The sequence below is a fragment of the Streptomyces sparsogenes genome (genome assembly GCF_001704635.1).
GTDB lineage: Bacteria > Actinomycetota > Actinomycetes > Streptomycetales > Streptomycetaceae > Streptomyces > Streptomyces sparsogenes.
Genome location: NZ_MAXF01000010.1, coordinates 1 through 24340, shown reverse-complemented (window position 1 = coordinate 24340; position 24340 = coordinate 1). Strand labels below are relative to the sequence as shown.

Genomic DNA, 24340 nt, shown 5'->3' with positions numbered 1-24340 from the left:
CTTTCGCGCAGCATGAGCTGCTGTCCTTTCCATGAAGGGACGTATCCGTGAGAACTCGCCCATGGGCGAGGTGATGCTTCTTCCTTCATCTGGGCCGTCGAGTTGCCGCTCGACGGCCCAGGGCCTGTGTGGTGCGCGACCGCCTGTTTCGACGGTCTGTCCGACGTCCGTTGAGGTTTATTCGACGGTCTGGAGGATCCGCTCCAGCGACTCCATCCGGCCCTGCATCTCCGCCAGGCGCTCGCTGATCTCCTTCAGCCGCTCCTCCGTGCCCTGCTGCGCGGCGGCCGCGCTCTCGGCGAGCTTGCGGTACTCCTGCTCCCGCACCACCTGGATCCTGGCGCGCCGGGTCGCCGCGAACTGCCAGATGATCACCGTGGGCAGGGTGATCACCAGGGCGAAGAGGCCGAAGGCCCCCACCACCTCGGTCCACTCGCGTACGTCCATCACTTCGATCCCTTCGTCTCCCCGCCCGGCCCGTCGCCCGGCGGGGTCAGCGTCCGCTCCGCGGCCTCGACGGCCTCCGGTGTCAGCTCGATCGCGAACCTGTTGACCTCGTAGAACTTCATGGCCTTGCCGTCCTGTGACACCTCCACCCGGGCCGTCACCAGCCCGGCCGCCTCCAGCTTGCGCAAGTGGACCTGGAGCAGCGCCCGGCTGATGCCCAGCGCGCGGGCCAGCTCGCTCACGTACATCCGCTCCCGGGCGAGCGCGGCGACGACCCGCAGCCGGTGCGGATTGGCCAGCGTCGCCAGGACCCGCACCAGTTCGTCGCCACTGAGGTCGCCGAGGTCGCCGAGGTCGCCGGGCCCGTTGCCCGGCGGCGAGGTGGTCATAGCGAAACCCTGCACATGCCAAGAAAAGTTAGCACATGCCGAGTTGGATTGAAGTGGCTGTGTGTCGTGGCAGGGTGTCAGCATGAGCGCAGCGCACCCCCGCACGTCAGCCCTCCAGCTGATCGAGGCCGTCGTGGATCCCGGCAGCTGGCACCGCTGGGACGAGCCGGTCGCCATCACGACGGACGACCCCGCCTACCGGGCCGACCTGGAGCGGGCCCGCGAGCGCACCGGCCTCGACGAGTCCGTCGTCACGGGCGAGGGCCGTATCGAGGGGCGGCGGGTGGCCGTCGTGGCCTGCGAGTTCCGCTTCCTCGCCGGCTCGATCGGCGTGGCCTCGGGGGAGCGGCTGGTGCGCGCCGTGGAGCGGGCGACGGCGGAGCGCCTGCCGCTGCTCGCGGCCCCCGCGTCCGGCGGGACGCGCATGCAGGAGGGCACGGTCGCCTTCCTGCAGATGGTGAAGGTGGCCGCGGCGATCACCGACCACAAGGCCGCCGGCCTGCCCTACCTCGTCCACCTGCGCCACCCGACGACGGGCGGGGTGCTCGCGTCCTGGGGCTCCCTGGGCCACGTCACCGCCGCCGAACCGGGCGCGCTCATCGGCTTCATGGGCCCCCGGGTCCACGAGGCGCTGTACGGGGAGGAGTTCCCGGCGGGCGTCCAGGTCGCGGAGAACCTGATGGCCCACGGCCTGGTCGACGCGGTCCTCCCGGCCGAGCGGCTGTCGGAGGTGGCGGCGCGGGTGCTGAGGGTGCTGTGCGGGGACGCTGCCGCTGCCGCTGTGTCGCGCGGGGACGTGCCGGGGGCGGGCCCGGGCGGCGACCCGGCGGCTGCGGGCCGCGCTCCCGGCGCGCGGCCCACGACCCCCGCCGTCGGCCGCGAGCCGGAGACCGGGCCAGGCCGCCCGCCGGAGGCGGGTGACCGGCCGGACCCCACGTCGACGGGACGCGGCGAATCGCCGAAGGGCCGGGGCGGCGCGGGGGTAGCTGCTGCGGCGGTTGACGGGGGCGGCGCGGGGGCGGCCTCCGCCGCGGCGGATGGCGGCCCCGTGCCCCGTTCCGGGCGGGTTGGGCCTGGGGCCGAGGTGTCCATCCGGCGGTCGCGGCGGGCCGAGCGGCCCGGCCTGCGGGACCTGCTGCGCGCCGCCGCCGAGGACGTGAGCCCCCTGAGCGGTACGGGCGCGGGCGAGCACGACCCCGGGCTGCTGCTCGCGCTCGCCCGCGTCGGCGGGACGCCGTGTGTGGTCCTCGGACACGACCGGGCCGCGCGCCACGGCGGCGCGGTGGCCGACGGGCCCGGCGAAGGGCAGCCGCTCGGCCCGGCGGGGCTGCGCACCGCGCGCCGCGGCATGCGCATCGCCGCCGAACTCGGCCTCCCGCTCCTCACCGTCGTCGACACCGCGGGCGCGGCCCTGAACCGCGAGGCCGAGGAGGGCGGTCTGGCCGGCGAGATCGCCCGCTGCCTGGCCGACATGGTGACCCTGCCCGCGCCCACCCTCTGCCTGCTGCTCGGCCAGGGCGCGGGCGGCGCCGCGCTCGCGCTGCTCCCCGCCGACCGGGTGCTCGCGGCGCGCCACGCCTGGCTGTCCCCGCTGCCCCCGGAGGGGGCCTCCGCGATCCTCTACCGGACCACCGAGCGGGCGTACGAGACAGCGGACCGGCAGGGTGTGCGCTCCGCCGACCTGCTCGCCCACGGCATCGTGGACCGCATCGTGGAGGAGGAGCCCCAGGACGCGGCGGGGGAGGGCCCCGAGCGCCCTGAACACCCTTCGCGCGACGATGCCTTCCTCGCCCGCCTCGGCGCCACCCTCGGCGCCGAGCTCGCCGCGCTGCGCGCCCAGGACCAGGCGGAGCGGCTGGCCGCCCGCCGTGCCCGCCACCGCCGCATCGGCCTGCCGGGCTGACTCACTTGGAGCACGTCTCGCCGTATCCGGATCGCGGGAATACGGAAGGCAAGCCGGCGGTTCAGCGAGTTGATCAACGCGACCGACCGTATGGGTGAGTGAGGAAGCATCATGTCCCAGACCACCGGAGCCGCCGGCCCCACCGTCCGGGCCGCCGAGGATCTGCGGGGCCGCACGGTCGTCCTCATCGGAGGCGGGTCCGGCATCGGCCTGAGGGTCGCACACCGGGTGGTGGAGGCCGGCGCCCGGGTCGTGCTCGGCGGCCGCACGGCGGCACGGCTGGAGGCCGCGGCCGCCGAACTGGGCGGGGCGGCGGTCACCTGGCGCACCGTCGACACCGGGGACACCGCGTCACTCGCGGCCTTCTTCGGCGACATCGAACGAGTCGACCATCTCTTCACCTCAGCGGCTTCCTACCAGGTCGGACCGATGCGCGAACTGAGCGACGAGGAGGCGGCGTCGCCCTTCGACTCCAAGTTCTGGGGCCAGTACCACGCGGTGCGCCTGGCCGCCCCGAAGCTGGCCAGGGACGGCTCCGTGGTCCTGATGTCGGGCGCGGCGTCGGCCCGCCCCGCCGGGCCCGCTCCCGCCTACGTCGCGTGCAACGCCGCGATCGAGGGCCTCGGCCGTGGCCTCGCGGTGGAACTCGCCCCGGTCCGGGTCAACACGGTGGCGCCGGGCACCGTCGACGGCAACCTGTGGTCGAACCGCCCGGCCGCCGCCCGGGAAGCCGCCTTCGCGCACTACCGCCGCGAGGCGCTGCTGGCCCGCCCGGCCACCGAGGACGAGATCGCGCAGGCCGTGGTCTTCCTCTTCACCAACGGCTTCACCACCGGCTCCACGCTCTACACCGACGGTGGTTACACCCTGCGCTGAGCCCGGGAACCCGCCGGCCTGATACGGGCCGCCCTCGCCCTCACCGCATGGCGGCTGCTCGACGACTGAGGTTGACGGCGAATCAGGCACAAACGGGCAGACGGGTGAGGCGAATTGGCGATGTAAGGCATGCCTAACCTAATCTCAGCCCGTGAACGAGAATGATCCAGACGGGGCATTCGGCCTGCCCGCACGGGCCGCTGCCGGGCGCACCGCATCCGGCCCATCCACCCGCGGGCGGCGGGGAAACCTCCAGCTCCTCGCCCTCAACCCCACCGACTCCGTCACCGAGGGCTTCCTCCCCGCCGCGGCCCGGCTCGGCCTCGCCGTCACCCTCCTCACCGACCAGCCAGACGCACACCGGCACGCCTACGACCGGCACGCCGCGGCGGGCGGCGAGCTGCCCGAGCTGGACCTCGCGCACTGCGACGTAAGGGACTTCCGCGAGGTCATCGGCCGTATCTCGGCCCGGGTCTCGGACCACCCGGCGAGCCGCCCCGCCGCGATCTTCACCAACAGCGACCACCTTCAGGTCCAGGCCGCACTCGCCGCCGACTACTTCGGCCTCCCCGGCAAGGACTGGCGGGCGGCCCTGCGCACCAAGAACAAGGCCGAGCTGCGCCGAAGCCTCGCCGCCACGCGCGCCGACACCCTCTGGTGCGCCGAGCTGGCCCCCGGCCAGGACCCCTCCGACCACCCCAGCCTCGCCGCACCCGATGTGCCCTACCCCTGCGTCCTCAAGCCGCGCGAGGGCGTGGCCAGCGAGGACGTCGTGCTCGTCGCCGACGCCCGCGAACTGGACCGGCGCTGCCGCGAGATACGCGCCCGGCGGCCGGAGGCGCACTTGGTGGTCGAGGAGTTCCTCGACGGGCCGCTGCGGACCCTGGAAACCCTCGGCGACGGCCACACCCTGCACGCGCTCGCCGCCTTCCGCACCGAGATCTCCCCGCCCCCGCACTTCATCGAGGAACGCCTCGAACTGCTCCCCGCCCCACCCGAGCCCCACACCGGCCATGTGCTGGAGCAGTTGCGGGCGCTCGGCGTGGGCTTCGGGGCCTGCCACACCGAGTACGTCGTCCAGGGTGAACGGGCCCGCATCATCGAGGTCAACTACCGCGCCATCGGCGACCAGTGCGACCTCGTCCTCGCCGACCTCCTCGACATCCCGCTCTTCGACCACATCCTCCGCACCCACCTCGGCGAGCCCCTCCCCGCCGACCTCGGCGCCCGCACCGACGGCAGGGTGCGCATGGAATACGTCATGGCGGACCGAGGCGGCCGCCTCACCGACGCCCCCGCCGCGAGCGTCAGCGACCGCGACGGCGTACGGCTGGACTACCGCCCGCTGCGCGCCATCGGCGAGGAACACCCGCTCTACGGCACCAACCGCGACTTCCTCGGCGTACTCCGCGCCACCGGGACCGACCAGCGGCGGATCGACCAGGCGGTGGCCGGGTTCCTGGCGGCCAATCGGTGGGTGATCGCGCCATGAGCCACCCGGTCGGGGAAGGGAACGGGAACGGGGACGCGGACGCCTTCGAGGAGGAGTTGCTGGCGCGGGTGCTCGACGCGCTGCTGAGGGAGGACGCGTACGGGCTGCGCGGCCGTGCCCGGACCGTACGCCGTCCCGACGGCGACTGGCTGCGGATGCCCCTCACGGACGGCACGACGGTGGCGCTCCCCGTCGAACCGGACGGCTTCCAGTGCGAGATCCGGGCCCGCCGCCCGGCGCGGCTGCTCCCGGAGGCTCACCGCCCCGGCCCCCCGGCCGCTCGCGGTGGCGATGCGCCGGCCCGGGCTTCGGAGGGGGCCGGGTCCGGCGCCCGGCCGCCGGGTGCGGCCGACGCCAGGTCGTATGCCCCGCCGGGCGCCACCGTCCTCACCCGCCTCGACGCCGTCCTCGCCCGGCTCCGCCACGCCGCCGACCCCGCCGACCGGGGGCTCTACGACGCCTTCGCCGTCGAGTGCCGCCGCGCGCTGGACGCGATGCGGCTGCACGCCCGCGTCCGGCCGGGCGTCGTGGAGAGGCTGGTCGCCGCGTACGGCGACAGGCCCGCCGAGCAGTGGGCGGGGGTGCGCGGTTCGCTCGCGTACGACACACTGGCCGCTTTCCGCGATCACCCGGTCTACCCCACCGGCCGCACCCGCATCGCGCTGAGCGACGCCGAACAGCGCGCCCACGCCCCCGAGTTCCACCCCTCCTTCGCGCTGCGCTGGGTCGCCCTCCCGCGCGAGGCGGTCGCCGGGGACCTGGACCGGCTGCCCGACTGGTGGCCCACGCCGGGGGCGCTCGGTCTGCCGGCCGGGCTGGACGCCAGCCATCTGGCGCTGCCCGTCCACCCGCTGAGCGCGGGCCGCCCGCTGGCGGTGGCCCTGCGCGCCACCCACCTCGCCGGCCGGGCCCGCCTCGCCGAGGCCCCCTGGCTCGACGTACGGCCCACCCTGTCCATGCGTACCGTCGCCGTCACCGACGACCCGCTCACCCACCTCAAACTCCCGCTCGCCACCGCCACCCTGGGCGCGCGCAACCGCCGCACCATCAAGCCCGGCACGCTGGCCGACGGCGCGGCGGGGCAGCGGCTCACGGCGGCGGTGCTCGGCCGCGAGCCGCGCGTGTCCCGGGCCGTGCTGCTCGCCGACGAGCGCACGTATCTGCACGCCGGGCACGAGTTCCTGGCCACGCTGGTGCGGCGCTGTCCACCCGGCCTCGACGGCTGCCAGGTCGTGCCCCTGGCGGCGCTGCTCGCCCCCGCGCCCGGCGCGGACCCCTGCGCCCTCGTCGCCGACGCCCTCGCCGCCCGCTACTACGGCGGCGACCTGCTCGCGCTCCTCGACGCCTATCTGACGGTCCTGTTCGAGGCGCACACCATCCTCTTCGCGTACGGCCTCGCCCTGGAGTCCCACCAGCAGAACACCTCTCTCGTCCTCGACGAGGCGCACGGCCGCCCCCGGCTGCGGCTGCTCGTCAAGGACCACGACGGCCCGCGCGTCCACCCCGCCCGGCTGGCCGACGCCCTCGGCGGTGCCGAGGCCGCACGCCTCCTCGCCGGATTCGACGACCCCCGGATCCGCACCGACGGCGACGGCCCGGTCGCCGACGTCTTCGCCACCATCACCGTGCACCTGTGCGCCGGCGCCCTCGCCTTCGAACTCGCCCGGCTCGGCCGGGCCCCGCTCGCCACGCTGCTGCGGCTGATACGCGACCGGCTCGCCGAAGCCATCGACCGGCTGGGGGACCGGCCCGGCGCGCCCGGCGCCGTGCTGCGGGCCCGGGTCCTGGACGCGGACCGGCTGCCGGTCAAGGCCATGGTCACCGCGGGCAGCCTGCTCACCAAGCAGCGCTCCGGGGCCGCCGACATCAACAAGCACTACGTCACCGGGCCCAACTACCTCCTGCCGGACGGCGGCCGGTGAGCGCCCCGCGCCCAGCCTGCCCCGTACCGTCCTCCGCACCCGCTGGAGCCGCCTCATGACCACCTCCGCCGCCGATACCGGCGCCGCCACCGACACCTCTGCCGATACCGCCACCGACACCTCTGCCGGTACCACCGCCGCCGTGGTCCGCCTCGCCGACCGGGTCGTCGCCCACACCCTCCTCAACTGCCTGCTCCGCGAGGTGTCCGGGCCGGAGCACCAGACCGTCGTGGCCGACGGCCACCTGCGGCTGCGGCTGCCCCGCTGCGGCGTGCTGCTGCGGGTCGCCCTGCGCCGCACCTCCCTCATCGGGGCGCACCGGTTCACCGGGCCGGTCACCGAGGAGCGGGACGGCGCGTGGGCCGAGGTGTCCTGGCGCGCGCTCGCCGAGTACATCCACCGGGAGCTGCGGCTGCGCACCGGTGTGCGCAACGACGAGTTCCTGGAGCAGGTGGCCTCCAGCCACGCGGGCGTCACGGCGGCTCTGGAGAGCCGCGAGCGCGCCGTCCCCCACGGCGTTGCGAACACCGCCGACGACCCCGCCCAGGCCGACGACCCCGACCAGGCCGAGGCCCCCGACCAGGCCTCCCTGGCCTACCTGGCCTCCGAGCAGTCGCTGCTCTTCGGCCACCGCTTCCACCCCACCCCCAAGGCCCGCTCCGGCGACCCCGACTCGTGGGCCCGCTTCGCGCCCGAGACCGGCGCCCGCTTCCCGCTGCACCATCTCGCCGTACGGCGGGCGCACGTACGCGAGGAGTCGGCGTCCGACGGCGCCCTCGCGCCGCTGGACCGGCAGCGTCCCGTGCCCGACGGCTACCGCCTGCTGCCCGTGCACCCCTGGCAGTACGCCCTGCTGCGCGACCACCCCGCCCTGCGGGCGGCGATCGCACGCGGCGATGTGCTGGACCTCGGCCCCGGCGGCCGGGACTTCGCGCCCACCGCCTCCGTCCGCACGCTCTACGACGGCCGGGACTTCCTCAAGTTCAGCCTCAACGTCCGGATCACCAACTGCCTGCGCAAGAACGCCGAATACGAGCTGTCCGGCGCGGTCGCCCTGACCCGGCTGCTGGAGCCCGTCGCCGCCGACCTGGCCGCCCGCTTCCCGGGCGCAGCGCTGCTGCGCGAACCCGCCTACCGGACCCTGGACCTCGGGGGCGAGCGGGAGCTGATCGAGGGCTTCGGAGTGATCGTGCGCGAGGGGCTCGCCGCCCGGCTGCGGCCCGGACTCACCGGGCTGCTCGCGGCCGCCGTCGCCGACGAGTACCCGGCGCCCGGCGGGGCGCGGGTCGCCCAGCTCCTCGGCGACACCGGGCCCGCACACGCGCTCGCCTGGTGGGAGGCGTATCTGGAGCTGCTCGTGCCGCCCGTCCTGGCCGCGTACTTCGACCACGGCGTGGTCCTCGAACCCCACCTCCAGAACGTCGTCGTCGGCGTCGATCCCTCCGGGCTGCCGTGCCAGGTCCTCTTCCGCGACCTCGAAGGCACCAAGCTGCTGCCGGAACACCACGCGGCGGCCCTCGCCGCGCTGCCCCCCGCCGTGGCCGGGCCACTCACCTACGACCGCGAGCGCGGCTGGGACCGCGTCGTGTACTGCCTGCTGGTCAACCACGTCGCCGAGACGCTGGCCGCCCTCGCCGACCGCCACCCCCGCCTGGAGCCCGAGCTGTGGTCGGCGGTCCGCCGGGTCCTGGCCGAGCGGGGCGCGGCACACGACCACCCGCCCGCCCTGCGCGCCCTGCTCGCGGGGGTCCCGCTGCCCGCCAAGGCCAACCTCCTCACCCGCTGGGCCCGCCAGGCCGACCGCCACGCGGGGTACGTCCGCGTCGCCAGCCCGCTCGCCTCCGACCTGCTGTCCGAGGCGGCCCGCGTCATCGCCCCCGGGAGCCCCCGATGACCACCCGGCCCGCCACCCTCACCACCTCCCCCCTCACCCCCCGCGTGGCCGCCTTCGCCGACACCCTCACCGGCGACGACCTCCCCGCCTACGTCTACGACCTCCCCGCCCTCGCCGAACACGCGCGGGCCGTACGGGCCGCCCTGCCACCCGCCGTCGAGCTGTACTACGCCGCCAAGGCCAACCCGGCTCCCGAGATCCTGCGCACCCTCGCCCCCCACGTCACCGGCTACGAGGTCGCCTCCGGCGGCGAGCTGACACACGTCCGCGAGGCCGTCCCCGGCCCGCCGCTGGCGTTCGGCGGGCCGGGCAAGACCGAGGCCGAGCTGCGCCGCGCGCTGAAGCTGGGCGTGGCGCGCTTCCACGTCGAGAGCGAATACGAGCTGCGCCACCTGGCCGCCCTCGCCGAGGAAGCGGGCCGCACGGCCGACGTCCTGCTGCGCGTCAACCTCCCGCTCGCCGACGAGGCCTTGGGCGCCGCCGCCCTCGCCATGGGCGGCCGCCCCAGCTCCTTCGGCCTCGACCCCGACCTGATCACCGAACGCTGCCTCCCCCTGCTCGCCCCCGGCGGCGGCCCCCTCCGGCTGCGCGGCGTCCACGCCCACCTCGCCAGCGGCCTCGACGCCCCCGCCCTCCTCGCGGTCGCCACCCGCGTCACCGACTGGACGCGCCACCTGGCCACCCGCCACGGCCTGCGGCTCACCGAGGTCAACGTCGGCGGCGGCATGGGCGTCGACTACTCCCGCCCCGGCACCCGCTTCGACTGGGCGGCGTACGGCACGGGCATGGCCGACATCGCCCGGCGGAACCCGGACCTCACCCTGCGGATCGAGCCCGGCAGGGCGCTGACCGTCTACTGCGGCTGGTACCTCACCGAAGTCCTCGACCTCAAGCACAGCGGCGGCGAGGCCTTCGCGGTCCTGCGCGGCGGCACTCACCACCTGCGCACCCCCGCCGCCAAGGGCCACGACCACCCCTTCACCGTGCTCCCCGCCGCCCCCTGGACCCGCCCCTGGCCGCGCCCCGGCGTCCGGGACGAGCCGGTGACCCTCGTCGGCCAGCTGTGCACACCCAAGGACGTTCTCGCGCGGCGCGTGCCGGTCGAGGAGCTGCGGGTGGGGGACCGGGTGGCCTTCGCGCTCGCGGGCGCGTACGCGTGGAACATCTCGCACCACGACTTCCTGATGCACCCGCCCCCCGGCTTCCACTACCTGGGCGGCGGCTCCACCCCGCCGCAGGAGCGCTCAGCCCCGAGGCGATAGTGTCCGCGGTGATGGACGGCTCAGCGGGAGAACCTCAGCCGCCGTGGGAAGCCGTGGCCGCGCTGGTACGGGCGGCGCGGACAGGCGACGCGCTGGCGATGGACGAGGTGCTCACGGTGGTGACGCCGTATGTGACCCGGCTGTGCCGGCCGATCGCCCTGTCGGACTGCGAGGACGCCGTCCAGGAGGCGCTGACCGCGGTCTTCGTCGGGATGCGCGGGCTGCGCGATCCCCAGGCGTTCTACGGATGGGTGCGCACCGTCACCGTGCGCGAGGCGGTGCGGGTGGCGCGGCGCACCGCCGCCGAGCGGGCCGTCGACCCCGAGGAAGTGGCCCGTCTGCACGGTCTCGTCGACGTCGGCGACGGCGAGCTGCCGGCGCAGGTACGGGACGTGCTCGCGCGGATGCCCGTGCACCACCGCGCCGTGCTCGTCCTGCGTGAACTCGAGGAGCTTGATGAACGAAGCGCCGCCCGGATACTCGGTATCGCGCCGGGCACGGTCAAGTCCCGGCTGCACCGAGCCCGTTCGGCGTTCCGGAAGGCGTGGCAGCAATGAGCGTTGACGCCGTGACCAGACTGCGGCTGCTGGCCGCGGGCCTGCACACCACGCTGTACGTGGAGGAACGCCTGGAGCTGCCGTACGACAAGGTCTGGGCGGTCGCCTCGGATCTGGCGGGCGAGCTGCCCCACCTCGTTCCCCTGCTGCGCGAGTTCCGCGTCCCCTCCGGCGACGCCGATCGCAAGCGCGCCCTCGCGGTGGGCCCGCTGGGCTGCCGCAGCGCCTTCGACGTGCGGCTGGCCCCCGGCTGGTGCCTGATGCAGTCACGACTCGTGGTGGGGGGAATGGCGGCCGTGCCGGAGGGCGACGGCACGCGCTTCGCCATGCTCGGCGCGGCGCGCCCCGCCGCCCTGCGGCCGGTTCAGTGGGCGTACGGCCTCGGGGGCCGCCGTGGGCGTGCCTTCATCCGGAAGGTCGCGCTGCGGGCGGCCTTGCGCCCCTAGCCGTTCCCCGGGACGGCACCTGGCAGCGGATCTTCACCACCCTCCAGGCTCAGGCGGATGCCAGGGACCTGATCACCTGGGACCTCAACGTCGACTCCAGTGTTGTCCGTGCCCACCAGCACGCTGCCGGGGCGCGTAAAGGGGGGACCTGCAGAAAGAGCCGCCCGGCGGTGCAGTCGCAGAACCGGCCGACCACGGGCTCGGGCGCTCGCGCGGCGGCCTGACCACCAAGCTGCACCTGGCCGTCGAGCAGCGGCACAAGCCCATGTCGATTGTCATCACGGCGGGGCAGCGGGGTGACTCCCCGCAGTTCGAGGCCGTCCTGGGCCGTGTCCGGGTTCCGCGGCTGGGGCCGGGCCGGCCGCGCACCCTGCCGAGGCGGGTTCGCGCGGACAAGGCGTATGCCTCCCGTAGGAACCGCGCCTACCTGCGACGGCGGGGCATCCGCTACACCATCCCGGACAAGGCCGACCAGGCCCACAACCGTAAGAAACGTGGCTCTCAAGGTGGTCGGCCGCCGAAGTTCGACCCGGTTGACTACTGTGAGCGGCACGCGCTGGAATGCGGCATCAATCGCCTCAAGAGGCACCGAGCAGTGGCCACGAGATACGACAAGTTGGCGGTCCGCTACGAGGCGACCGTCCTCGTCGCGGCCATCAACGAATGGCTGTGACCAACACGTTCGATGCCCGCCCTGGGCGCGCGTCCGGGGCGAGACGCCGCCCCGTCAGGCCACCGCCGGAGGCGGTGCCTGCCCGCACGGCGATGTGGGCATGACGCTGCTCAGCTGACAGGCTGATCGTCCGGCTGCTCAGGGGACCCTCAAATGCCTTGCCGCGCCCGTGCGGTGTCCGCACTATGAGCCCATCAGTGATCATGGTGGAGTTACAGCCCCATATCTAGCGGGAGAACAGGAGCCGACGCATGCGCGGCACTACATGGCGATCGTGGGCGGCGGGCCTGGCCACGGTGACCCTGGCGGCGGGCCTGGCGGCCTGCACCAGTGACTCGGACGGCAAGGACAGCCCGGCCAAGGACAGCGCGGCCAAGTCCTGCACGGACGGGACGTACGCTTGGTCCGGCGTCCGGCGTTGGGAGAAGCTGACCTCGCTGGCCGACCCGATCAGGTTCGAAAAGAAGACCGAGTATTACAAGGCCCTCCTCAAACCCACCGACGACACCATTTATCGGCCCACGGTGACCGGCGCGCCCGCCGGTGTCGGAGCGGCTCGGGTGATCAAGGCGCTGGGCGCCCACTTGAAGGTCAAGGAGCCGCTCGCGGGCCCGTCCGAGACCGAGCGCATTGAGAAGCGGTATTTCGAGAGGGCGACCTCCGACCCCAAGGGTTCGTACTATTCCTGGGGATGGATCGACCTGGTCGAGGCGGACTTCACGTACACCTGCAAGGGGAGCACGAAGCCGGTCAAGGGGCATGTGAGCACGTGGAGGGGTACCGGCAGCGGCTTCCTCTCCTGTTCCGACCTCTCGGAAAGCACCGTCGGCCGCGCAGCAGCCCGCCGGACGTGCCCCGTCGGATCCCCGGCGGCGAACAAGACCGATACGGAGTCGTAGCGTCGGCGCCGAGCCGTTGCCTGATCGCGGCTGCACCAGTCCACCTGGGATCAGGTGCTGGTGCAGCGGCGCATCTGCGAACGGTGTCGACGGTCAGCACACCTAGCCGTTCACCGGCCCGCCGCGAAGAGTTCCCTCATCGCCCCGGCCACCACCTGGGGACTCTCCCAGGGGAGGAAGTGGCCGGCGCCGGGCACGATCCGTACGGTGAGATCGTCCGCGTGGCTCTCGCCCCCGGCCAGCATGGACGGCGGGAACACGTTGTCCCGCTCACCCCCCAGCAGCACGGTCGGCACGGTCAACCGCTGCCCGCGCCACCTGCCGCGCAGCAGCGCCGGGATCTCGCGGACCACGTACTGCCAGAACATGGCCTGCCCGGCATGCGCGCCGGCCTGGGCCGCGGCGCTGAACTCCATCAGCTCGCCGGTCTGCCACACCGACCGGTCGGCGACCTGGTGGCGCAGCAGGAAGCGGCAGAACGCCGGCCAACGGCGCAGCACGGCGCGGCCGACCACCGGATATTCGATGAAGGCGGTGTACCACTGCCGCCACAGGTTCGGCAGGATGGCCCGGTGCCGGGCCCACGGGTGCGCCACATTGAGCGCCAGAAAGCCACCGAACCGCTCCGGTGCCCGCAGACACAGCCGGAAGCCGACGTGGGCACCCCAGTCGTGCCCGACCAGACCCACGCGATCAAGCCCGAGCGCGTCCAGCAGCGCCAGCATGTCGTCGCACAAGCCGTCGATGTCGTAGCCGCGCCGGGTCTGCTCCGACCAGCCGAAGCCCCGCAGGTCCGGGCAGATCAGCCGTTGCCCGTCGGCCGCCAGGCCCGCGACCCGGTGCCAGCCGAACCAGTGCTGCGGGAAGCCGTGCAGCAGCAGGACCGGCGCCCCGGCCCCGTACTCGGCGACATGCAACCGGACGCCGCGCACCTCCACCCAGCGGTGCTCCGCGCCTTCGGCGTGCGGCAACGGCCTGTCGGCGGCGGCCGTTACCGCACTTCCGCCTGATGTCATGAGAAACCCCTCGCCTTCGGCGAACCCCTCCTGAGGGCCCGCTTCGGCATGCCAGGAGGCGGGGCCGAGCCAAAACGTTCCCCCGCGGTGGTGTGAGGTCGGCGGCGGCGCAGCGGGCACGCCTCGTTGTCGTACCCCTGTGCTGTTCTTCTCCTGTCGCAGTGGCCTCAAGGCGAAGGAGCACACCGGTGAACCGCGAGCAGTGGCGTCCGTTCCTCCAGCAGTGGAGCGAGGAGTGGATCGACAGCCATGACCCCGAGAAGGACGGCGAGCTGGACGAGGCCGTGGTGCGTGACCGCTGGCTCGGCTTCGCCCCGGCGAGCGAGGAGGAGATCGCGGCGGCCGAGGCCCGTCTGGGCCGCACCCTGCCGCCGTCGCTCCGCGAATTCCTGGCGGTGACCAACGGGTGGCGGGACGCGGGCTGCTTCATCTACCGGCTGGCCGGAACGGCCGAGTTGGAGTGGCTGGCCGACACCGACCGTTCGTACCTGATCGAGATTTATGACGAACTCGCGGAGGACGACACGGAGGACGACGCGGACGGGGAGGAGGAAGAGGACCCTGATGTGATCAACGAGGCGGAGGTGCTGCGGCGTTCTCTGCTCGTCTCACTGGAGGGTGACGCGGCGGATGTCTTCCTCGACCCCGAAGATGTGAACGAGCGCGGGGAGTGGACCGCCTACTGGCTCGCTTCCTGGTCGGGGGAGGGGCTGGAGCCCTTCGACTCGTTCTACGAGTTGATGTACGAACAGTACAAGTCCTTCCACGCCTTGCGGAAACCGGAGGGGGAGACCAAGGACCGCTGGGAGGCGAAGGTGGAAGAGGCCCGCCGCGCCGCCATGAAAGGTGAGATCGACGGCCCGTTGCGGGTGTTGACCGATGCGGAGGACTTCGGCAACGAGCGGGCTCTGCTTCTGCGGTTCCAGATGCTGACCATGCTCGGCAGCGGTCAGCACCAGGCGGGCATCAGCCATGTCGTGAACCACGCACACCATCCCGGCATCCTGCGACACCCCCTCTTCCTGCCCGAGTTGCTGCCCCTCGTCCTCGAGGAGGACCGCACCCGCGACCTGCCACACGGATGGTCGACGCTGCGCTTCTGCCAGGAGAACGGCCCGGAATGGCTCCAGACACTCCTCGCCGACCATGAGGCCCGCCGCGCCGCCCCTGACTTCCGGCTCTCCTTCGGCAACCCGGAATTCGACGCCGCCGTCCACCGCATCGTGGACCGGCTCGCCGCCGACCCCGCGTTCCACGTCCGGGATCCGTACGAGGAGCAACGACAGAACGCGACCTACGAAGAAATCTGGGTGGACGGCCAGCCCGCGATTCGCATGGAAATGCAGTCCCTGACCGCCTCCTCGGTCCTCATCAGCGAGGAATCGGAGGACGGCGCCCCGGCCGACTTCGACGTCCACGACCCCTTCGGCGCATACGACCGGGCACGTGAGCGTCAGCGACAGCTCATCGACGCGGCCTGGCCCGAACTGAAGGAGGCGATGCGGCTGTGGCGCCCGCTGCATGAGGACCACATCGCCCCCGTGGTCCTGTTCGCCGATCCCGTGCTCGCCGAGATGATCACCGAGGAGCGGGGCCGGGAGATCCTTTCGATGTGTCGGTCTGGAGGTTGATGCCAGCCGTATCAAGCGGTCGGCGCTGTGAGGGTGGCTATGAACGCGCTCCAGGATCCCGCGGGGAATATGAGGGCGGGGCCGTCGGGGTCCTTGGAGTCGCGGACGGGGACGAGGCCGGGGAGGTTGTCGGCGACCTCGACGCATTCGCCGCCCGCGTTGTTGCTGTAGCTGCTCTTACGCCATCTGGCAACGCTCAGGTCCGGGGTGGTTGGCATGAGGACCAGTCCTCCATAGCGGCTCGGATCACCGCCTCGGAGTCGCGAGGCGGGAGGGCCATGGCCCTGAGCAGATCGTAGTTCGCCTGGAGTTCTGCCACTGCCTCCCGATCCTCGATGATGGTCCCGGATCGGCTCCCCTCTTCATAGGCCACCTTCGGCGCGTCAGGCACCGTATAGAGCGTCAGCGAACCCCCCGCCTCCGCATGCTGTCCCGCGCTGAATGGCAGGACCTGAAGAGTTACGTGTGCCTGCGTCCCCCGCTTGAGCAGGGACGCCATCTGCCGACGCATCACCTCCGCTCCTCCGGCCGCGCGGCGAAGCACCGCCTCGTCCAGAATGAACCAGCAGTGCGGCGGCTTGGCCTCACCGAGTCGCGCTTGTCGCTCGATGCGTGCCTTCACGAGTGCGTCGATCTCAGCGTCCGGGGCGTGGCGGTTTCCGCACCGCAACGACTCCTTCGCCAGGTCGGGTGTCTGAAGCAGGCCGGGGATGGTCGCGCATGAGTACTGCTCGATGGCCACGGCCTGCTTCTCGAACTCGATCACTCGGCGGAACTTGCCCGGAAAGGGCTCGTTCTTCGCGACCGCGTGCAGCCTGGCGAACAGCCCGTCCGTACCGAAGCACGCGTCCAGTTTCGCAGGCAGGTCGTCGTACGGAAGGCACTCCGCCGCCTCGATCCGCGCGAGGTGCGACTTGCTGTAGTTCAGCACCTCTGACAGCCGCCGCAGCGACATGTCCGCCTTCTCGCGGTGGCGGCGGATCTCCGCGCCGAACAGATCGCGTGCGGAGCGGTCGGGGAAGAGTTCGCGTGGCTGAAAAGGCATGGCGTATCCCTCCATGTCCCGCTGATCTCACGGGGACGACTGGCCTCTTTTGAGCATACGTCTCGCAGCGCAACGATGAGCGCACTCACCGTAATTGGCCCTGGAAGAAGTAAGCCCCGGCGACCGTGCGCGCGGTCCCGGGGCGGGCCAACCTGAAGGAAGGACACAGGTCGACATGGACCAACCTACCGAGCGCGCCTCCGCCCGCCGCAAGGGGATTTCCCGCCGTACGCAGGCCGAGCCCGACGGCCCCCGGATGACGATGCGCGTCTATCGCGTGTCCCCGGAGACCGGCGAGGTGACTCAAGAGCTGGGCAAGGTGATCGTGATGGTCAAGGACAAGCTCGCCCCCTTGCAGTCCAGCCAGTTCCCGCCCTGCGAGTGTCCGCTGCACCGCGACCGCTCGGCTCCCTGGTACCGCTGAACCGCTCCGTGGGTCAGCCTCACCACGGCTCGCGGAAGGTGATGCCCAGGTGCCGGGTGAGCCCTTCGCGCTGTTCGGCGGTGGCCAGGACCATGACGTCGTCATGGCCGAGGGTGTAGGGGCCACTGTCGACGCAGCGGAAGGAGCGAGGGTCGTCGTCGGGGCTGAGCGCTTCGATGGCGGCCTGGGCCGCGCCCATGTCGAGGTAGTCGTTCGACTCCTGCTCTATGGAGAAGGAGAGCGCCTTGCCATTGCGCTCGAAGTACATCGTCCCGCGACCGGCGTCCTCGTCGTCCGGGTCCGCCTTCTCGAAGCGGTAGTTGTCGACGGTGACCTTGCCTCCGGTGAGGGCTGCGGCTTCTCCCAGGAGCCATTCGTAGTGCTGGTCGGCGAAGTCGACGTCTTCGGCGTGGATGGATACGGCCACGCCGAAGTCCTCGAGCGAGCCGGCGATCTCATGGCCCGGTTCGAGTTCGCCGTACGCGAGGTCGCCGAACTGGTCTATGACCCCTTGCGCTGTCTCCGAGGTGATCAGGCCCAGCTCGGTGAGGACTTCAGCGACCCGTGCGTAGGTGATCGGTTGAGATTTCGCCATGGCTTCATCCTGTCAGCGGCGGCCGCACAGGTTTCCGCTCCGCGCGGTGGGCCGATCCCCGGACCACCCCGGCACGGGCGCCCACCGGCCGCGATGTGTGCGGTGGGGCGGCGGACCGTACGGCGACTGCCAGGCCGGGCGGTCGGTTCGACGGCGAACGATCGGGAGGTGGGTGGGCAGGACCATCCAGTTTTCGGACACGGAGATACACCAGTTCCAGTGAGAGGACCGCAGCGGAAAGGAGCGCGGCGCCGAGGGGCGACGCGCGACGGATCAGCGCTTGGGGGGTCTCACTTGGTGTACACCGGCATGTCCTTGACTGGGTGGCTGTGGGCGGGAGCACGGTAGCGGCACACGGGAGTGTGGCTCCACTGATTTAAGTCCGTTGCCGGGGCGGGGGAGGGGTTGTTAGGGTCACTCCGGCGCGAGTGCGCGTGATCACCGGATCAGGGAGGTTGATGACTATGGCCGCCGTCGGCCCTCATCGGCATGCCCTTGTCCGGTCCGCCTGACAGCTCAGCGCGGTCCGGTCGTTCAACGACCAGGAGTGACACGTGTCTTCTTCTTCCGTACCTTCCGTGCCTTCAGTACCTTCCGTGCCTTCGACGTCCTCCGCGTCCGCACCCTCCACACCACCCCCCGCCGATCTGCTCACCGAACGTCTGATCCTCCGGCCCTGGACCACCGCCGAGGTCACCGCGGTCCTCGGCGGCGACCGGCCCGAGGGCTGGGCGGACGACTTCCCCGCCGAGGGCGACCGGGTGATCGCGGGCCTCTTCGAGCACAACCCGCAGTGGCTCGGCGCGTACGGCCACCGCCTGGTGGTCGAGCGCGACACCGGCCTGGTGGTCGGCTCGCTCGGGCTGTTCTGGCCGCCCAGTGAGGGCGTCGTGGAGCTGGGATACGGCATCGTGGCGTCCCGCCGCGGCCGCGGCTACGCCACCGAGGCCGCCCGGGCGCTGACGGAGTTCGCCCTCGGCGCGCCCGAGGTGCACACCGTGAGCGCCGGCGTGGAACTGCCGAACCCCGCCTCCGTCCGCGTCCTGGAGAAGGCGGGCTTCCGGCGGTGGACCGCCGCTGAGGCCGGACACACGGCGGACGGCGCGCAGAACACCGCCCGGTACCGGGTGTGAGTAGTTGAGGTACAGGAAATCCCGGTGAGATTGATCTTGCCGGGTTTCCCCTACTGCTCGTCTCTGTGCCGGGCCTGCTCGAGCAGTTGGGCCACCACGTCGTCGGAGCCGCCTTCGGCCGTGCTGGCCAGGTCGTCCTGCGCGGGGTCGCCGTCGAGGACCTGCGCGGTGAGCCGTTCCATCAGTACCGGGTCGGTGCCGCTGCGGGGCCCGGTGATGCGGGCGTGGCCCGGGCGGCGGGGGCCGATGGCAGGTCGTAGATGCCGGTGAGCGGGCCGGTGAGCAGTTCGAGCTGGACGCCGGCGGCCTGGAGCTGTCCGGAGAGGGTCATCAGCTCGGCGGCGTTGCGGGCGAGGCGCTTGCCGGCGGGGCCGGGGCCGGCGGGCCCGCCTTCCACGGGCGCCCGGGGCCGCGGTTCTCGGGGACGAGTACCTCCAGCTCCTCGTGGAGCGCGGGCACGAGGATGAAGCGGGCGGTGTGGTACTTCGTTGCGCACTTCCCGCTCCGGGTGCGGCACGGGCTCCCGGTCGGGGCTTCACACTTCGGACAGTCGTTTCATTCTACCGCGTTTGCTGCTTGATCGGGCGTCAGATCCACCCCGGCAGTGTGTCAGAACTGTCTCGCACAACGCGCCGGTTTTGAGAGGGGTTCTGCGAATGGCGACCTGCGGATTCGTGAGCGGCTCCGGGGCGTTCGCAGAACTCTCGCAACTGGTCATTTTTGAGAATGACCGTCCGTGGTGGCCGTCACGCTCAGTTCACGCTCGGGCTGCGGCGCTCGACCAGGACGACGTCGCGCCATGCGCCGTGGTGGCGGCCGATGCGTTCGCGGGTGCCGATGACGCGGAACCCGGCGCGCTGGTGCAGGGCGAGGCTGGCGGTGTTCTCCGGGAAGATGCCGGACTGCACCGTCCAGATGCCGGCGGCGTCGGTGGAGGCGAGCAGCGCTTCCAGCAGCGCGAGACCGATCCCGCGGCCGCGGGCGTCGGGGTGGACGTAGACGGAGTGCTCGACGACGCCGGCGTACGCGCACCGGTCGGAGACCGGCACCACGGCGGCCCAGCCCAGCGCCCGGCCGCCGTCGAGGGCGACCAGGCGGTGGTCGGGCAGCTTGGCCTTGTCGAATGCCTCCCAGGTGGGGGCGGTGGTCTCGAAGGTGGCGTTGCCCTCGTCAATGCCGAGCTGGTAGATCGCCAGGACCTGCTGCGCGTGCTCAGGCCGCAGGGGCGCGATGCGCGCGCCGGTGTCGTTGGCCGTCACGCTGCGGGCTCGATGCCGAGTTCGGCGAGCAGGCCCCGGATGCGCCGCTCGATTTCGTCGCGGATCGGCCGGACGGCCGCGACGCCCTGCCCGGCCGGATCGTCGAGCTGCCAGTCCAGGTACCGCTTGCCGGGGAAGTAGGGGCAGGCGTCGCCGCAGCCCATGGTGATCACGACGTCGGATGCCTGCACCGCCTCGGTGGTGAGGACTTTCGGGGCCTCGGCTGAGATGTCGATGCCCGACTCTCGCATCGCCTCGACCACGGCCGGGTTCACCGTGCTCGCGGGGGCGGACCCGGCCGAGCGGACCTGGACCCGGTCTGCGCCGAGGTGGGTGAGGAAGGCGGCGGCCATCTGAGAGCGGCCTGCGTTGTGGACGCACACGAACAACACGGACGGCTTGGTCTCAGACATGAGCGGAGCTTTCCGGGGAGACGGCCGGTCGGGCCACCGGGGCGGTCTGGGGGAAGAAGCGGCGGGCGCCCAGGGCGACGTAGACGAGGCCGATGAGGACGGGGACCTCGATGAGGGGCCCGACGACTCCGGCCAGGGCCTGGCCGGAGGTGGCGCCGAAGGTGGCGATGGCGACCGCGATGGCCAGCTCGAAGTTGTTGCCCGCGGCCGTGAACGCCAGCGTGGCCGCCTTCGGGTAGTCCAGTCCGACCGCGCGCCCGGCGGCCATGGACCCGGCCCACATGACGGCGAAGTACACCAGCAGCGGCAGCGCGATCCGGGCGACGTCGAGCGGCTGGGAGGTGATGGCGTCGCCCTGGAGGGCGAACAGCACCACGATCGTGAACAGCAGTCCGTACAGGGCGAACGGCCCGATGCGGGGGATCAGCTCCGTCTCGTACCAGGTGCGGCCCTTGGCCTTCTCGCCCAGGCGGCGGGTGAGGAACCCGGCCAGCAGCGGGATACCGAGGAAGATCAGCACACTGCGGGCGATCTCCCAGACGGACACGTCGAGCGCGGTCTGCTCCAGGCCGAGCCAGCCGGGGAGCACGGAGAGGTAGAACCAGCCCAGCAGGCTGAACGCGAGCACCTGGAACACGGAGTTCAGGGCGACCAGGACGGCGGCGGCCTCGCGGTTGCCGCAGGCGAGGTCGTTCCAGATGATGACCATCGCGATGCAGCGGGCGAGGCCGACGATGATCAGGCCCGTGCGGTACTCGGGCAGGTCCGGCAGGAAGATCCAGGCCAGAGCGAACATCAGGGCCGGGCCGACGACCCAGTTCAGGACCAGGGAGGGGACCAGCAGGCGCCGGTCGCGGGTGACGGTCTCCAGGCGGTCGTAGCGGACCTTGGCGAGCACCGGGTACATCATCACCAGCAGGCCGAGCGCGATCGGCAGCGAGACCCCGGTGACGGTGACCTTCGCGAGCGCGTCTCCCAGACCGGGCACGAGGTGACCTAGGCCGAGGCCGGCCGCCATCGCGAGCAGAATCCACACGGCGAGGAAGCGGTCCAGGAACGACAGCCGCCCGGCGACCGGCTCTGCGGGCGCCGTGGCTGCGGCTTGCGCGCTCATGACGCTGCCCCGGCCGCCGGCGCGGTCTCGGCCGGGACCTGTCCGGCGGGCCGGGTGAGAATCGCCGCGAGACGGTCGGTCATCTGCGGCAGCAGCCGGTAGTACACCCACGTCCCGCGCCGCTCGGAGTCGATGAGCCCGGCCTGCTTCAGCAGTTTGAGGTGGTGGGAGATCGTCGGCTGGGACACCTCGAAGGCAGGGGTGAGGTCGCAGACGCAGACCTCCCCGCCCGCACGGGAGGCGATCATCGACAGTAGCCTCAGCCGGACCGGGTCGCCCAGGGCCTTGAACACCTTCGCCAGCGTCTCGGCCTGGTCCTCGTCCAGCGGGGCGGTCAGCAGAGCGGGGCAGCAGCCCTCGACGCCGTCCTGCCCGAGCACCGCCAATTCGTGTTTCGACATGCTTCTATGTTGACGTTTATCGATCCAAGACGCAAGCTTGAATCGACAGGCGTCAATGCAACCTGAACGGGGAGACAGTCATGTCCCGTGCCCAGCTCGCGCTCAACGTTGCCGACCTCGAAGCGTCGGTGACCTTCTACTCCAAGCTCTTCGGCGTCGAACCCGCCAAGCGCCGCCCCGGCTACGCCAACTTCGCGATCGCGACCCCGCCGCTCAAGCTCGTCCTCATCGAGGGCGAGCCGGGCCAGGAAACCCGCCTGGACCACCTCGGCGTCGAGGTGGAGACCACCGACGAGGTCACCGCGGCCACCGACCGCCTCAAGGAGGCGGGGCTCGCCACGTTCGAGGAGAACGACACCTCCTGCTGCTACGCCCTTCAGGACAAGGTCTGGGTGACCGGCCCCGGCAAGGAGCCGTGGGAGGTCTACGTCGTCAAGGCCGACGCCGACCAGCTGGGCAAGAGCCCCGTCGCCGGCGGGGACGCCTGCTGCTCCGGCCAGGAGTCGAGTACCGAGGCCGTGCCGGCGGCTTCGGGCTGCGCCTGCGGCAGCTGAAAGGCGACGCTCACCCTTCTTCCGGCTCCTCCTCATGCGCGGCCTCGGGGTTGCGCAGGGGGCGCAGCCCCTGGCCGGGGCCGCTGGCCTTGATGTTGAACAGGTAGCGGCCCAGGAAGTTGATGTGCCGGTCCTTGAGCGGGGAGAGGCGGGCGACGTCCTCGTCCTTGATGTCGTGACCTTCGGCGCGCAGCTGTGCGACGGCGGCGTCGAGATAGCGGGTGTTCCACAACACGACGGCGTTGAGGACCAGGCCGAGGGCGGCAAGCTGGTCCTCCTGGCCCTCGTGGTACGCCTGGCGGATCTGGCCCCGGCCGCCGTGGCAGATCGCGCGGGCGAGCCGGTGGCGGGACAGTTCTGGTCGACGTGGGACAGGCGCGAGCGGGTCAGTGCCTTGTTCTCCGGGTCGATTACCGGGGTCAGGCCGATGTTGCAGCTCTGCGAGACCAGCAGGGCGACCAGGGAGACGAGCAGGCCCTCCATGCGGGTGCGCCGGTCGGAGACGTGCCCGAAGGAGTCGAGGCGTCGATCGTCTGCGCCTTGCTGAGCTGTCCGTACCGGCCAGTGTGGACAGTCGGTTCACCGGCACCCGGGACAGGTTCACCCGGCGCAACGCGAACGCGGAGATTTCCTCCAGCCGCTCCATCGCCCGCACCATCGCCGTGCCCGTCGACTTCACCGGCGGCGTGCGCAGCCGCTCCAGCTCCGAGACCCGCTTGCCCTCCGGCACCACCAGCAGCCCGGCCAGCGCCGGCGCGAGCGCCGGATCGGCCCGATCGGTGGCCCGGGCCACCGCCTCGTACAGGCGCCGCTCGGCCGCCGTACGGGCCTCCGCCACCTGCCGGGCCAGCACCGAGACCCCCGGCAGCAGCACCCGGTTCTTCCGCAGCCACGTCACCGCGTGATTGAACAGCGCGACCGGCCCCTCCGCGTGCGTCCACGCCCGCCCGTACAGGAAGCCGCGGAACTGCCGCCCCCATTCGCGGTCGGTGAAGTCGCGGTACCCGAACCGCTCCTCAACGTCCCGTATGCCTCGGCCTGCTCATCAGTCAGAAACTCCACCGGCACGAACGGACCGTAGCCAGCACCGACGACCGCCAGACGATCTTTCCGCGAACCCCAGCGAACCCTCCAGCCGACGTGCTAGCCGACCACGATCGTTCTCACCGGGATTTCCTGTACCGCAACTACTCACACCCGGGTACCGGATCACCCGGGTCGCCCGGACCATCGGGTCGGACGCCTCCGAGCGGTGACCCCGGGGGCCGGTGGCGCCTGCCGCCACCGGCCCCTCGCGCGGCCGCGCCGGACCTTCGGCCTAGTAGCGCGTCGCTGCTTAGTTGTGGCATGTCTGGTGGGAGGCTGGTGTCTGGTGGGAGGCTGGCGTCTGGTGGGTTCCTCCTTCTCTTTTGCCGGACAGGACTGTCGTCATGGGTTCACAGAAGAAACGGCCGGTCAGGTTGACACCGCAGGATCGTGAGGAGTTGGTCCGGGCGACCACGACGGGTGTCCGCCCAGCCTCGATGATCAGGCGTGCGCGGGTACTGCTTGCGCTGGACACCTCGGTGGGTGAGGTGGAATCCAAGGAGGTGATCGCGGCCCGGCTCGGCGTCTCCGGTGAGACGTTACGGTTGGTCGCCAAGCGTTTCGCCGAGACCGGTGGCGATGTGCACGCCACGATCGCGCGCAAGAAGCGCGACCTGCCGCCGGTGCCCTCGCCGGTGACCGGCGAGGTCGAAGCCCGGCTGATCGCGATGGCATGCTCCCAGCCACCCCAGGGCCATGCACGGTGGTCGCTGCGGCTGCTGGAGAAGCACGTCGCGCTGGCCGAGGACATCCCCGATCTGGACCACTCCACCATCGGACGGGTCTTAAAAAAACGGAACTGCGCCCTCACCTGAGAAAGTGCTGGACCATTCCACCCCGGGCGAACGCGGAGTTCGCGGCGCGGATGGAAGACGTGCTGGCCGTCTATGCCCGGCCCTACGACCCGGC

The 24340-nt window shown here is 72.0% G+C and carries 27 protein-coding genes and 4 pseudogenes; 15 read left to right on the top strand and 16 right to left on the bottom strand.

What is annotated here, in order from left to right:
- Positions 1-177: 177 nt before the first annotated feature.
- Both BBH68_RS00565 and BBH68_RS00560 read right to left on the bottom strand, forming a co-directional pair.
- The gene (locus tag BBH68_RS00565; protein ID WP_065958067.1) at positions 178-447 is read right to left on the bottom strand and encodes a hypothetical protein; all 270 of its coding nucleotides are present in this window, start codon (positions 445-447) and stop codon (positions 178-180) included.
- A complete protein-coding gene (locus BBH68_RS00560; protein WP_065958065.1) occupies positions 447-836 on the bottom strand; it encodes an ArsR/SmtB family transcription factor in 390 nt (129 codons plus the stop codon). Before BBH68_RS00560 ends, BBH68_RS00565 begins: the two co-directional genes overlap by 1 nt.
- Positions 837-918: 82 nt before the next feature.
- Here BBH68_RS00560 and BBH68_RS00555 point away from each other — a divergent pair, with 82 nt between their 5' ends.
- The 10 genes from BBH68_RS00555 to BBH68_RS00510 all read left to right on the top strand — a co-directional run bounded on the left by BBH68_RS00555 (position 919) and on the right by BBH68_RS00510 (position 12760).
- Positions 919-2739, top strand: a complete 1821-nt coding sequence (locus BBH68_RS00555; protein WP_065958064.1) for a carboxyl transferase domain-containing protein — start codon at positions 919-921, stop codon at positions 2737-2739.
- Between the two features lie 111 nt (positions 2740-2850).
- Positions 2851-3615, top strand: coding sequence for an SDR family oxidoreductase (locus BBH68_RS00550; RefSeq protein ID WP_065958061.1), 765 nt, complete (start codon positions 2851-2853; stop codon positions 3613-3615).
- A gap of 151 nt (positions 3616-3766) precedes the next feature.
- Positions 3767-5107 carry an ATP-grasp domain-containing protein gene (locus tag BBH68_RS00545; protein ID WP_076971090.1) on the top strand — a complete coding sequence of 447 codons (1341 nt, stop codon included), beginning with the start codon at positions 3767-3769 and terminating at the stop codon, positions 5105-5107.
- Positions 5104-7029: an IucA/IucC family protein gene (locus BBH68_RS00540; RefSeq protein WP_065958059.1), complete on the top strand. Its 1926-nt coding sequence runs from the start codon at positions 5104-5106 to the stop codon at positions 7027-7029. The genes BBH68_RS00545 and BBH68_RS00540 overlap by 4 nt, the downstream gene beginning before the upstream one ends.
- A 55-nt stretch (positions 7030-7084) precedes the next feature.
- Complete coding sequence (locus BBH68_RS00535; protein ID WP_245737832.1) at positions 7085-8923, top strand: IucA/IucC family protein; 1839 nt, start codon at positions 7085-7087, stop codon at positions 8921-8923.
- On the top strand, positions 8920-10185 hold the full coding sequence (locus BBH68_RS00530) for a type III PLP-dependent enzyme (protein ID WP_065958056.1): 1266 nt from the start codon (positions 8920-8922) through the stop codon (positions 10183-10185). Before BBH68_RS00535 ends, BBH68_RS00530 begins: the two co-directional genes overlap by 4 nt.
- 11 nt (positions 10186-10196) lie before the next feature.
- The gene (locus BBH68_RS00525; RefSeq protein WP_065958104.1) at positions 10197-10742 is read left to right on the top strand and encodes an RNA polymerase sigma factor; all 546 of its coding nucleotides are present in this window, start codon (positions 10197-10199) and stop codon (positions 10740-10742) included.
- Positions 10739-11188, top strand: coding sequence for a hypothetical protein (locus BBH68_RS00520; RefSeq protein WP_141712941.1), 450 nt, complete (start codon positions 10739-10741; stop codon positions 11186-11188). The genes BBH68_RS00525 and BBH68_RS00520 overlap by 4 nt, the downstream gene beginning before the upstream one ends.
- Before the next feature lie 148 nt (positions 11189-11336).
- The gene (locus BBH68_RS42850; protein WP_425428747.1) at positions 11337-11861 is read left to right on the top strand and encodes an IS5 family transposase; all 525 of its coding nucleotides are present in this window, start codon (positions 11337-11339) and stop codon (positions 11859-11861) included.
- Between the two features lie 251 nt (positions 11862-12112).
- Complete coding sequence (locus tag BBH68_RS00510) at positions 12113-12760, top strand: hypothetical protein (RefSeq protein ID WP_065958049.1); 648 nt, start codon at positions 12113-12115, stop codon at positions 12758-12760.
- Between the two features lie 110 nt (positions 12761-12870).
- On the opposite strand, the gene BBH68_RS00505 is transcribed toward BBH68_RS00510, so the two are convergent.
- Positions 12871-13776, bottom strand: a complete 906-nt coding sequence (locus BBH68_RS00505; protein ID WP_065958048.1) for an alpha/beta fold hydrolase — start codon at positions 13774-13776, stop codon at positions 12871-12873.
- 188 nt (positions 13777-13964) lie between these two features.
- Here BBH68_RS00505 and BBH68_RS00500 point away from each other — a divergent pair, with 188 nt between their 5' ends.
- Positions 13965-15407, top strand: a complete 1443-nt coding sequence (locus BBH68_RS00500; RefSeq protein ID WP_065958047.1) for an SMI1/KNR4 family protein — start codon at positions 13965-13967, stop codon at positions 15405-15407.
- Positions 15408-15418: 11 nt separating this feature from the next.
- Here BBH68_RS00500 and BBH68_RS00495 read toward each other — a convergent pair whose 3' ends face one another.
- The gene (locus BBH68_RS00495) at positions 15419-15625 is read right to left on the bottom strand and encodes a DUF397 domain-containing protein (RefSeq protein ID WP_065958045.1); all 207 of its coding nucleotides are present in this window, start codon (positions 15623-15625) and stop codon (positions 15419-15421) included.
- Positions 15604-16467 (bottom strand): helix-turn-helix domain-containing protein, encoded by an 864-nt coding sequence (locus BBH68_RS00490; protein ID WP_342673109.1) that lies wholly within the window; start codon positions 16465-16467, stop codon positions 15604-15606. Before BBH68_RS00490 ends, BBH68_RS00495 begins: the two co-directional genes overlap by 22 nt.
- Positions 16468-16627: 160 nt before the next feature.
- On the opposite strand from BBH68_RS00490, the gene BBH68_RS00485 reads away from it, so the two are divergent.
- Positions 16628-16876, top strand: a complete 249-nt coding sequence (locus BBH68_RS00485; RefSeq protein WP_065958044.1) for a hypothetical protein — start codon at positions 16628-16630, stop codon at positions 16874-16876.
- A gap of 19 nt (positions 16877-16895) precedes the next feature.
- On the opposite strand, the gene BBH68_RS00480 is transcribed toward BBH68_RS00485, so the two are convergent.
- Positions 16896-17471 (bottom strand): hypothetical protein, encoded by a 576-nt coding sequence (locus BBH68_RS00480; RefSeq protein ID WP_065958040.1) that lies wholly within the window; start codon positions 17469-17471, stop codon positions 16896-16898.
- A gap of 596 nt (positions 17472-18067) precedes the next feature.
- Here BBH68_RS00480 and BBH68_RS00475 point away from each other — a divergent pair.
- Positions 18068-18604: a GNAT family N-acetyltransferase gene (locus BBH68_RS00475; protein WP_065958039.1), complete on the top strand. Its 537-nt coding sequence runs from the start codon at positions 18068-18070 to the stop codon at positions 18602-18604.
- A gap of 50 nt (positions 18605-18654) precedes the next feature.
- Here the strand turns inward: BBH68_RS00475 and BBH68_RS43940 are convergent, their stop codons facing one another.
- The 7 genes and pseudogenes from BBH68_RS43940 to BBH68_RS00450 all read right to left on the bottom strand — a co-directional run bounded on the left by BBH68_RS43940 (position 18655) and on the right by BBH68_RS00450 (position 21791).
- Positions 18655-18786 (bottom strand): hypothetical protein, encoded by a 132-nt coding sequence (locus BBH68_RS43940; protein WP_281182455.1) that lies wholly within the window; start codon positions 18784-18786, stop codon positions 18655-18657.
- On the bottom strand, positions 18786-19001 hold the full coding sequence (locus BBH68_RS42695; RefSeq protein WP_065958037.1) for a hypothetical protein: 216 nt from the start codon (positions 18999-19001) through the stop codon (positions 18786-18788). The genes BBH68_RS43940 and BBH68_RS42695 overlap by 1 nt, the downstream gene beginning before the upstream one ends.
- A pseudogene (locus tag BBH68_RS44400) lies at positions 18935-19144 on the bottom strand (zinc finger domain-containing protein); the annotation flags it as partial. The gene BBH68_RS42695 and the pseudogene BBH68_RS44400, both read right to left, overlap by 67 nt.
- Positions 19145-19356: 212 nt before the next feature.
- Positions 19357-19863, bottom strand: a complete 507-nt coding sequence (locus BBH68_RS00465) for a GNAT family N-acetyltransferase (protein ID WP_065958035.1) — start codon at positions 19861-19863, stop codon at positions 19357-19359.
- Positions 19860-20276: an arsenate reductase ArsC gene (locus BBH68_RS00460; RefSeq protein ID WP_065958033.1), complete on the bottom strand. Its 417-nt coding sequence runs from the start codon at positions 20274-20276 to the stop codon at positions 19860-19862. The genes BBH68_RS00465 and BBH68_RS00460 overlap by 4 nt, the downstream gene beginning before the upstream one ends.
- Positions 20269-21390: an ACR3 family arsenite efflux transporter gene (gene arsB, locus BBH68_RS00455; protein WP_065958032.1), complete on the bottom strand. Its 1122-nt coding sequence runs from the start codon at positions 21388-21390 to the stop codon at positions 20269-20271. Before arsB ends, BBH68_RS00460 begins: the two co-directional genes overlap by 8 nt.
- Positions 21387-21791, bottom strand: a complete 405-nt coding sequence (locus tag BBH68_RS00450) for an ArsR/SmtB family transcription factor (protein WP_065958030.1) — start codon at positions 21789-21791, stop codon at positions 21387-21389. Before BBH68_RS00450 ends, arsB begins: the two co-directional genes overlap by 4 nt.
- A gap of 80 nt (positions 21792-21871) precedes the next feature.
- On the opposite strand from BBH68_RS00450, the gene BBH68_RS00445 reads away from it, so the two are divergent.
- Positions 21872-22345 (top strand): ArsI/CadI family heavy metal resistance metalloenzyme, encoded by a 474-nt coding sequence (locus BBH68_RS00445; RefSeq protein WP_065958029.1) that lies wholly within the window; start codon positions 21872-21874, stop codon positions 22343-22345.
- 10 nt (positions 22346-22355) lie between these two features.
- Here the strand turns inward: BBH68_RS00445 and BBH68_RS42845 are convergent.
- From BBH68_RS42845 to BBH68_RS44390, 3 pseudogenes are all read right to left on the bottom strand, one after another.
- Positions 22356-22697 (bottom strand): annotated as a pseudogene (locus BBH68_RS42845) (Tn3 family transposase); the annotation flags it as partial.
- A 60-nt stretch (positions 22698-22757) separates the two neighbouring features.
- Positions 22758-22828: pseudogene (locus tag BBH68_RS44395) on the bottom strand (hypothetical protein); the annotation flags it as partial.
- A 403-nt stretch (positions 22829-23231) separates the two neighbouring features.
- Positions 23232-23375 (bottom strand): annotated as a pseudogene (locus BBH68_RS44390) (DUF4158 domain-containing protein); the annotation flags it as partial.
- Positions 23376-23868: 493 nt separating this feature from the next.
- Here BBH68_RS44390 and BBH68_RS00435 point away from each other — a divergent pair.
- The gene (locus BBH68_RS00435) at positions 23869-24246 is read left to right on the top strand and encodes a helix-turn-helix domain-containing protein (protein WP_218029724.1); all 378 of its coding nucleotides are present in this window, start codon (positions 23869-23871) and stop codon (positions 24244-24246) included.
- Positions 24247-24340: the final 94 nt, after the last annotated feature.

Coding starts and splice junctions, on each gene's coding strand:
- BBH68_RS00485 (WP_065958044.1), top strand. CDS start 16,628: ATGGACCAACCTACCGAGCGCGCCTCCGCCCGCCGCAAGGGGATTTCC.
- BBH68_RS00520 (WP_141712941.1), top strand. CDS start 10,739: ATGAGCGTTGACGCCGTGACCAGACTGCGGCTGCTGGCCGCGGGCCTG.
- BBH68_RS00540 (WP_065958059.1), top strand. CDS start 5,104: ATGAGCCACCCGGTCGGGGAAGGGAACGGGAACGGGGACGCGGACGCC.
- BBH68_RS00490 (WP_342673109.1), bottom strand. CDS start 16,467: ATGGAGGGATACGCCATGCCTTTTCAGCCACGCGAACTCTTCCCCGAC.
- BBH68_RS00560 (WP_065958065.1), bottom strand. CDS start 836: ATGACCACCTCGCCGCCGGGCAACGGGCCCGGCGACCTCGGCGACCTC.
- BBH68_RS00530 (WP_065958056.1), top strand. CDS start 8,920: ATGACCACCCGGCCCGCCACCCTCACCACCTCCCCCCTCACCCCCCGC.
- BBH68_RS00510 (WP_065958049.1), top strand. CDS start 12,113: ATGCGCGGCACTACATGGCGATCGTGGGCGGCGGGCCTGGCCACGGTG.
- BBH68_RS00505 (WP_065958048.1), bottom strand. CDS start 13,776: ATGACATCAGGCGGAAGTGCGGTAACGGCCGCCGCCGACAGGCCGTTG.
- BBH68_RS00480 (WP_065958040.1), bottom strand. CDS start 17,471: ATGGCGAAATCTCAACCGATCACCTACGCACGGGTCGCTGAAGTCCTC.
- BBH68_RS00450 (WP_065958030.1), bottom strand. CDS start 21,791: ATGTCGAAACACGAATTGGCGGTGCTCGGGCAGGACGGCGTCGAGGGC.
- BBH68_RS00525 (WP_065958104.1), top strand. CDS start 10,197: ATGGACGGCTCAGCGGGAGAACCTCAGCCGCCGTGGGAAGCCGTGGCC.
- BBH68_RS00550 (WP_065958061.1), top strand. CDS start 2,851: ATGTCCCAGACCACCGGAGCCGCCGGCCCCACCGTCCGGGCCGCCGAG.
- arsB (WP_065958032.1), bottom strand. CDS start 21,390: ATGAGCGCGCAAGCCGCAGCCACGGCGCCCGCAGAGCCGGTCGCCGGG.
- BBH68_RS00445 (WP_065958029.1), top strand. CDS start 21,872: ATGTCCCGTGCCCAGCTCGCGCTCAACGTTGCCGACCTCGAAGCGTCG.
- BBH68_RS43940 (WP_281182455.1), bottom strand. CDS start 18,786: ATGGAACGGCTCACCGCGCAGGTCCTCGACGGCGACCCCGCGCAGGAC.
- BBH68_RS00460 (WP_065958033.1), bottom strand. CDS start 20,276: ATGTCTGAGACCAAGCCGTCCGTGTTGTTCGTGTGCGTCCACAACGCA.
- BBH68_RS00495 (WP_065958045.1), bottom strand. CDS start 15,625: ATGCCAACCACCCCGGACCTGAGCGTTGCCAGATGGCGTAAGAGCAGC.
- BBH68_RS00555 (WP_065958064.1), top strand. CDS start 919: ATGAGCGCAGCGCACCCCCGCACGTCAGCCCTCCAGCTGATCGAGGCC.
- BBH68_RS00565 (WP_065958067.1), bottom strand. CDS start 447: ATGGACGTACGCGAGTGGACCGAGGTGGTGGGGGCCTTCGGCCTCTTC.
- BBH68_RS00535 (WP_245737832.1), top strand. CDS start 7,085: ATGACCACCTCCGCCGCCGATACCGGCGCCGCCACCGACACCTCTGCC.
- BBH68_RS00435 (WP_218029724.1), top strand. CDS start 23,869: ATGATCAGGCGTGCGCGGGTACTGCTTGCGCTGGACACCTCGGTGGGT.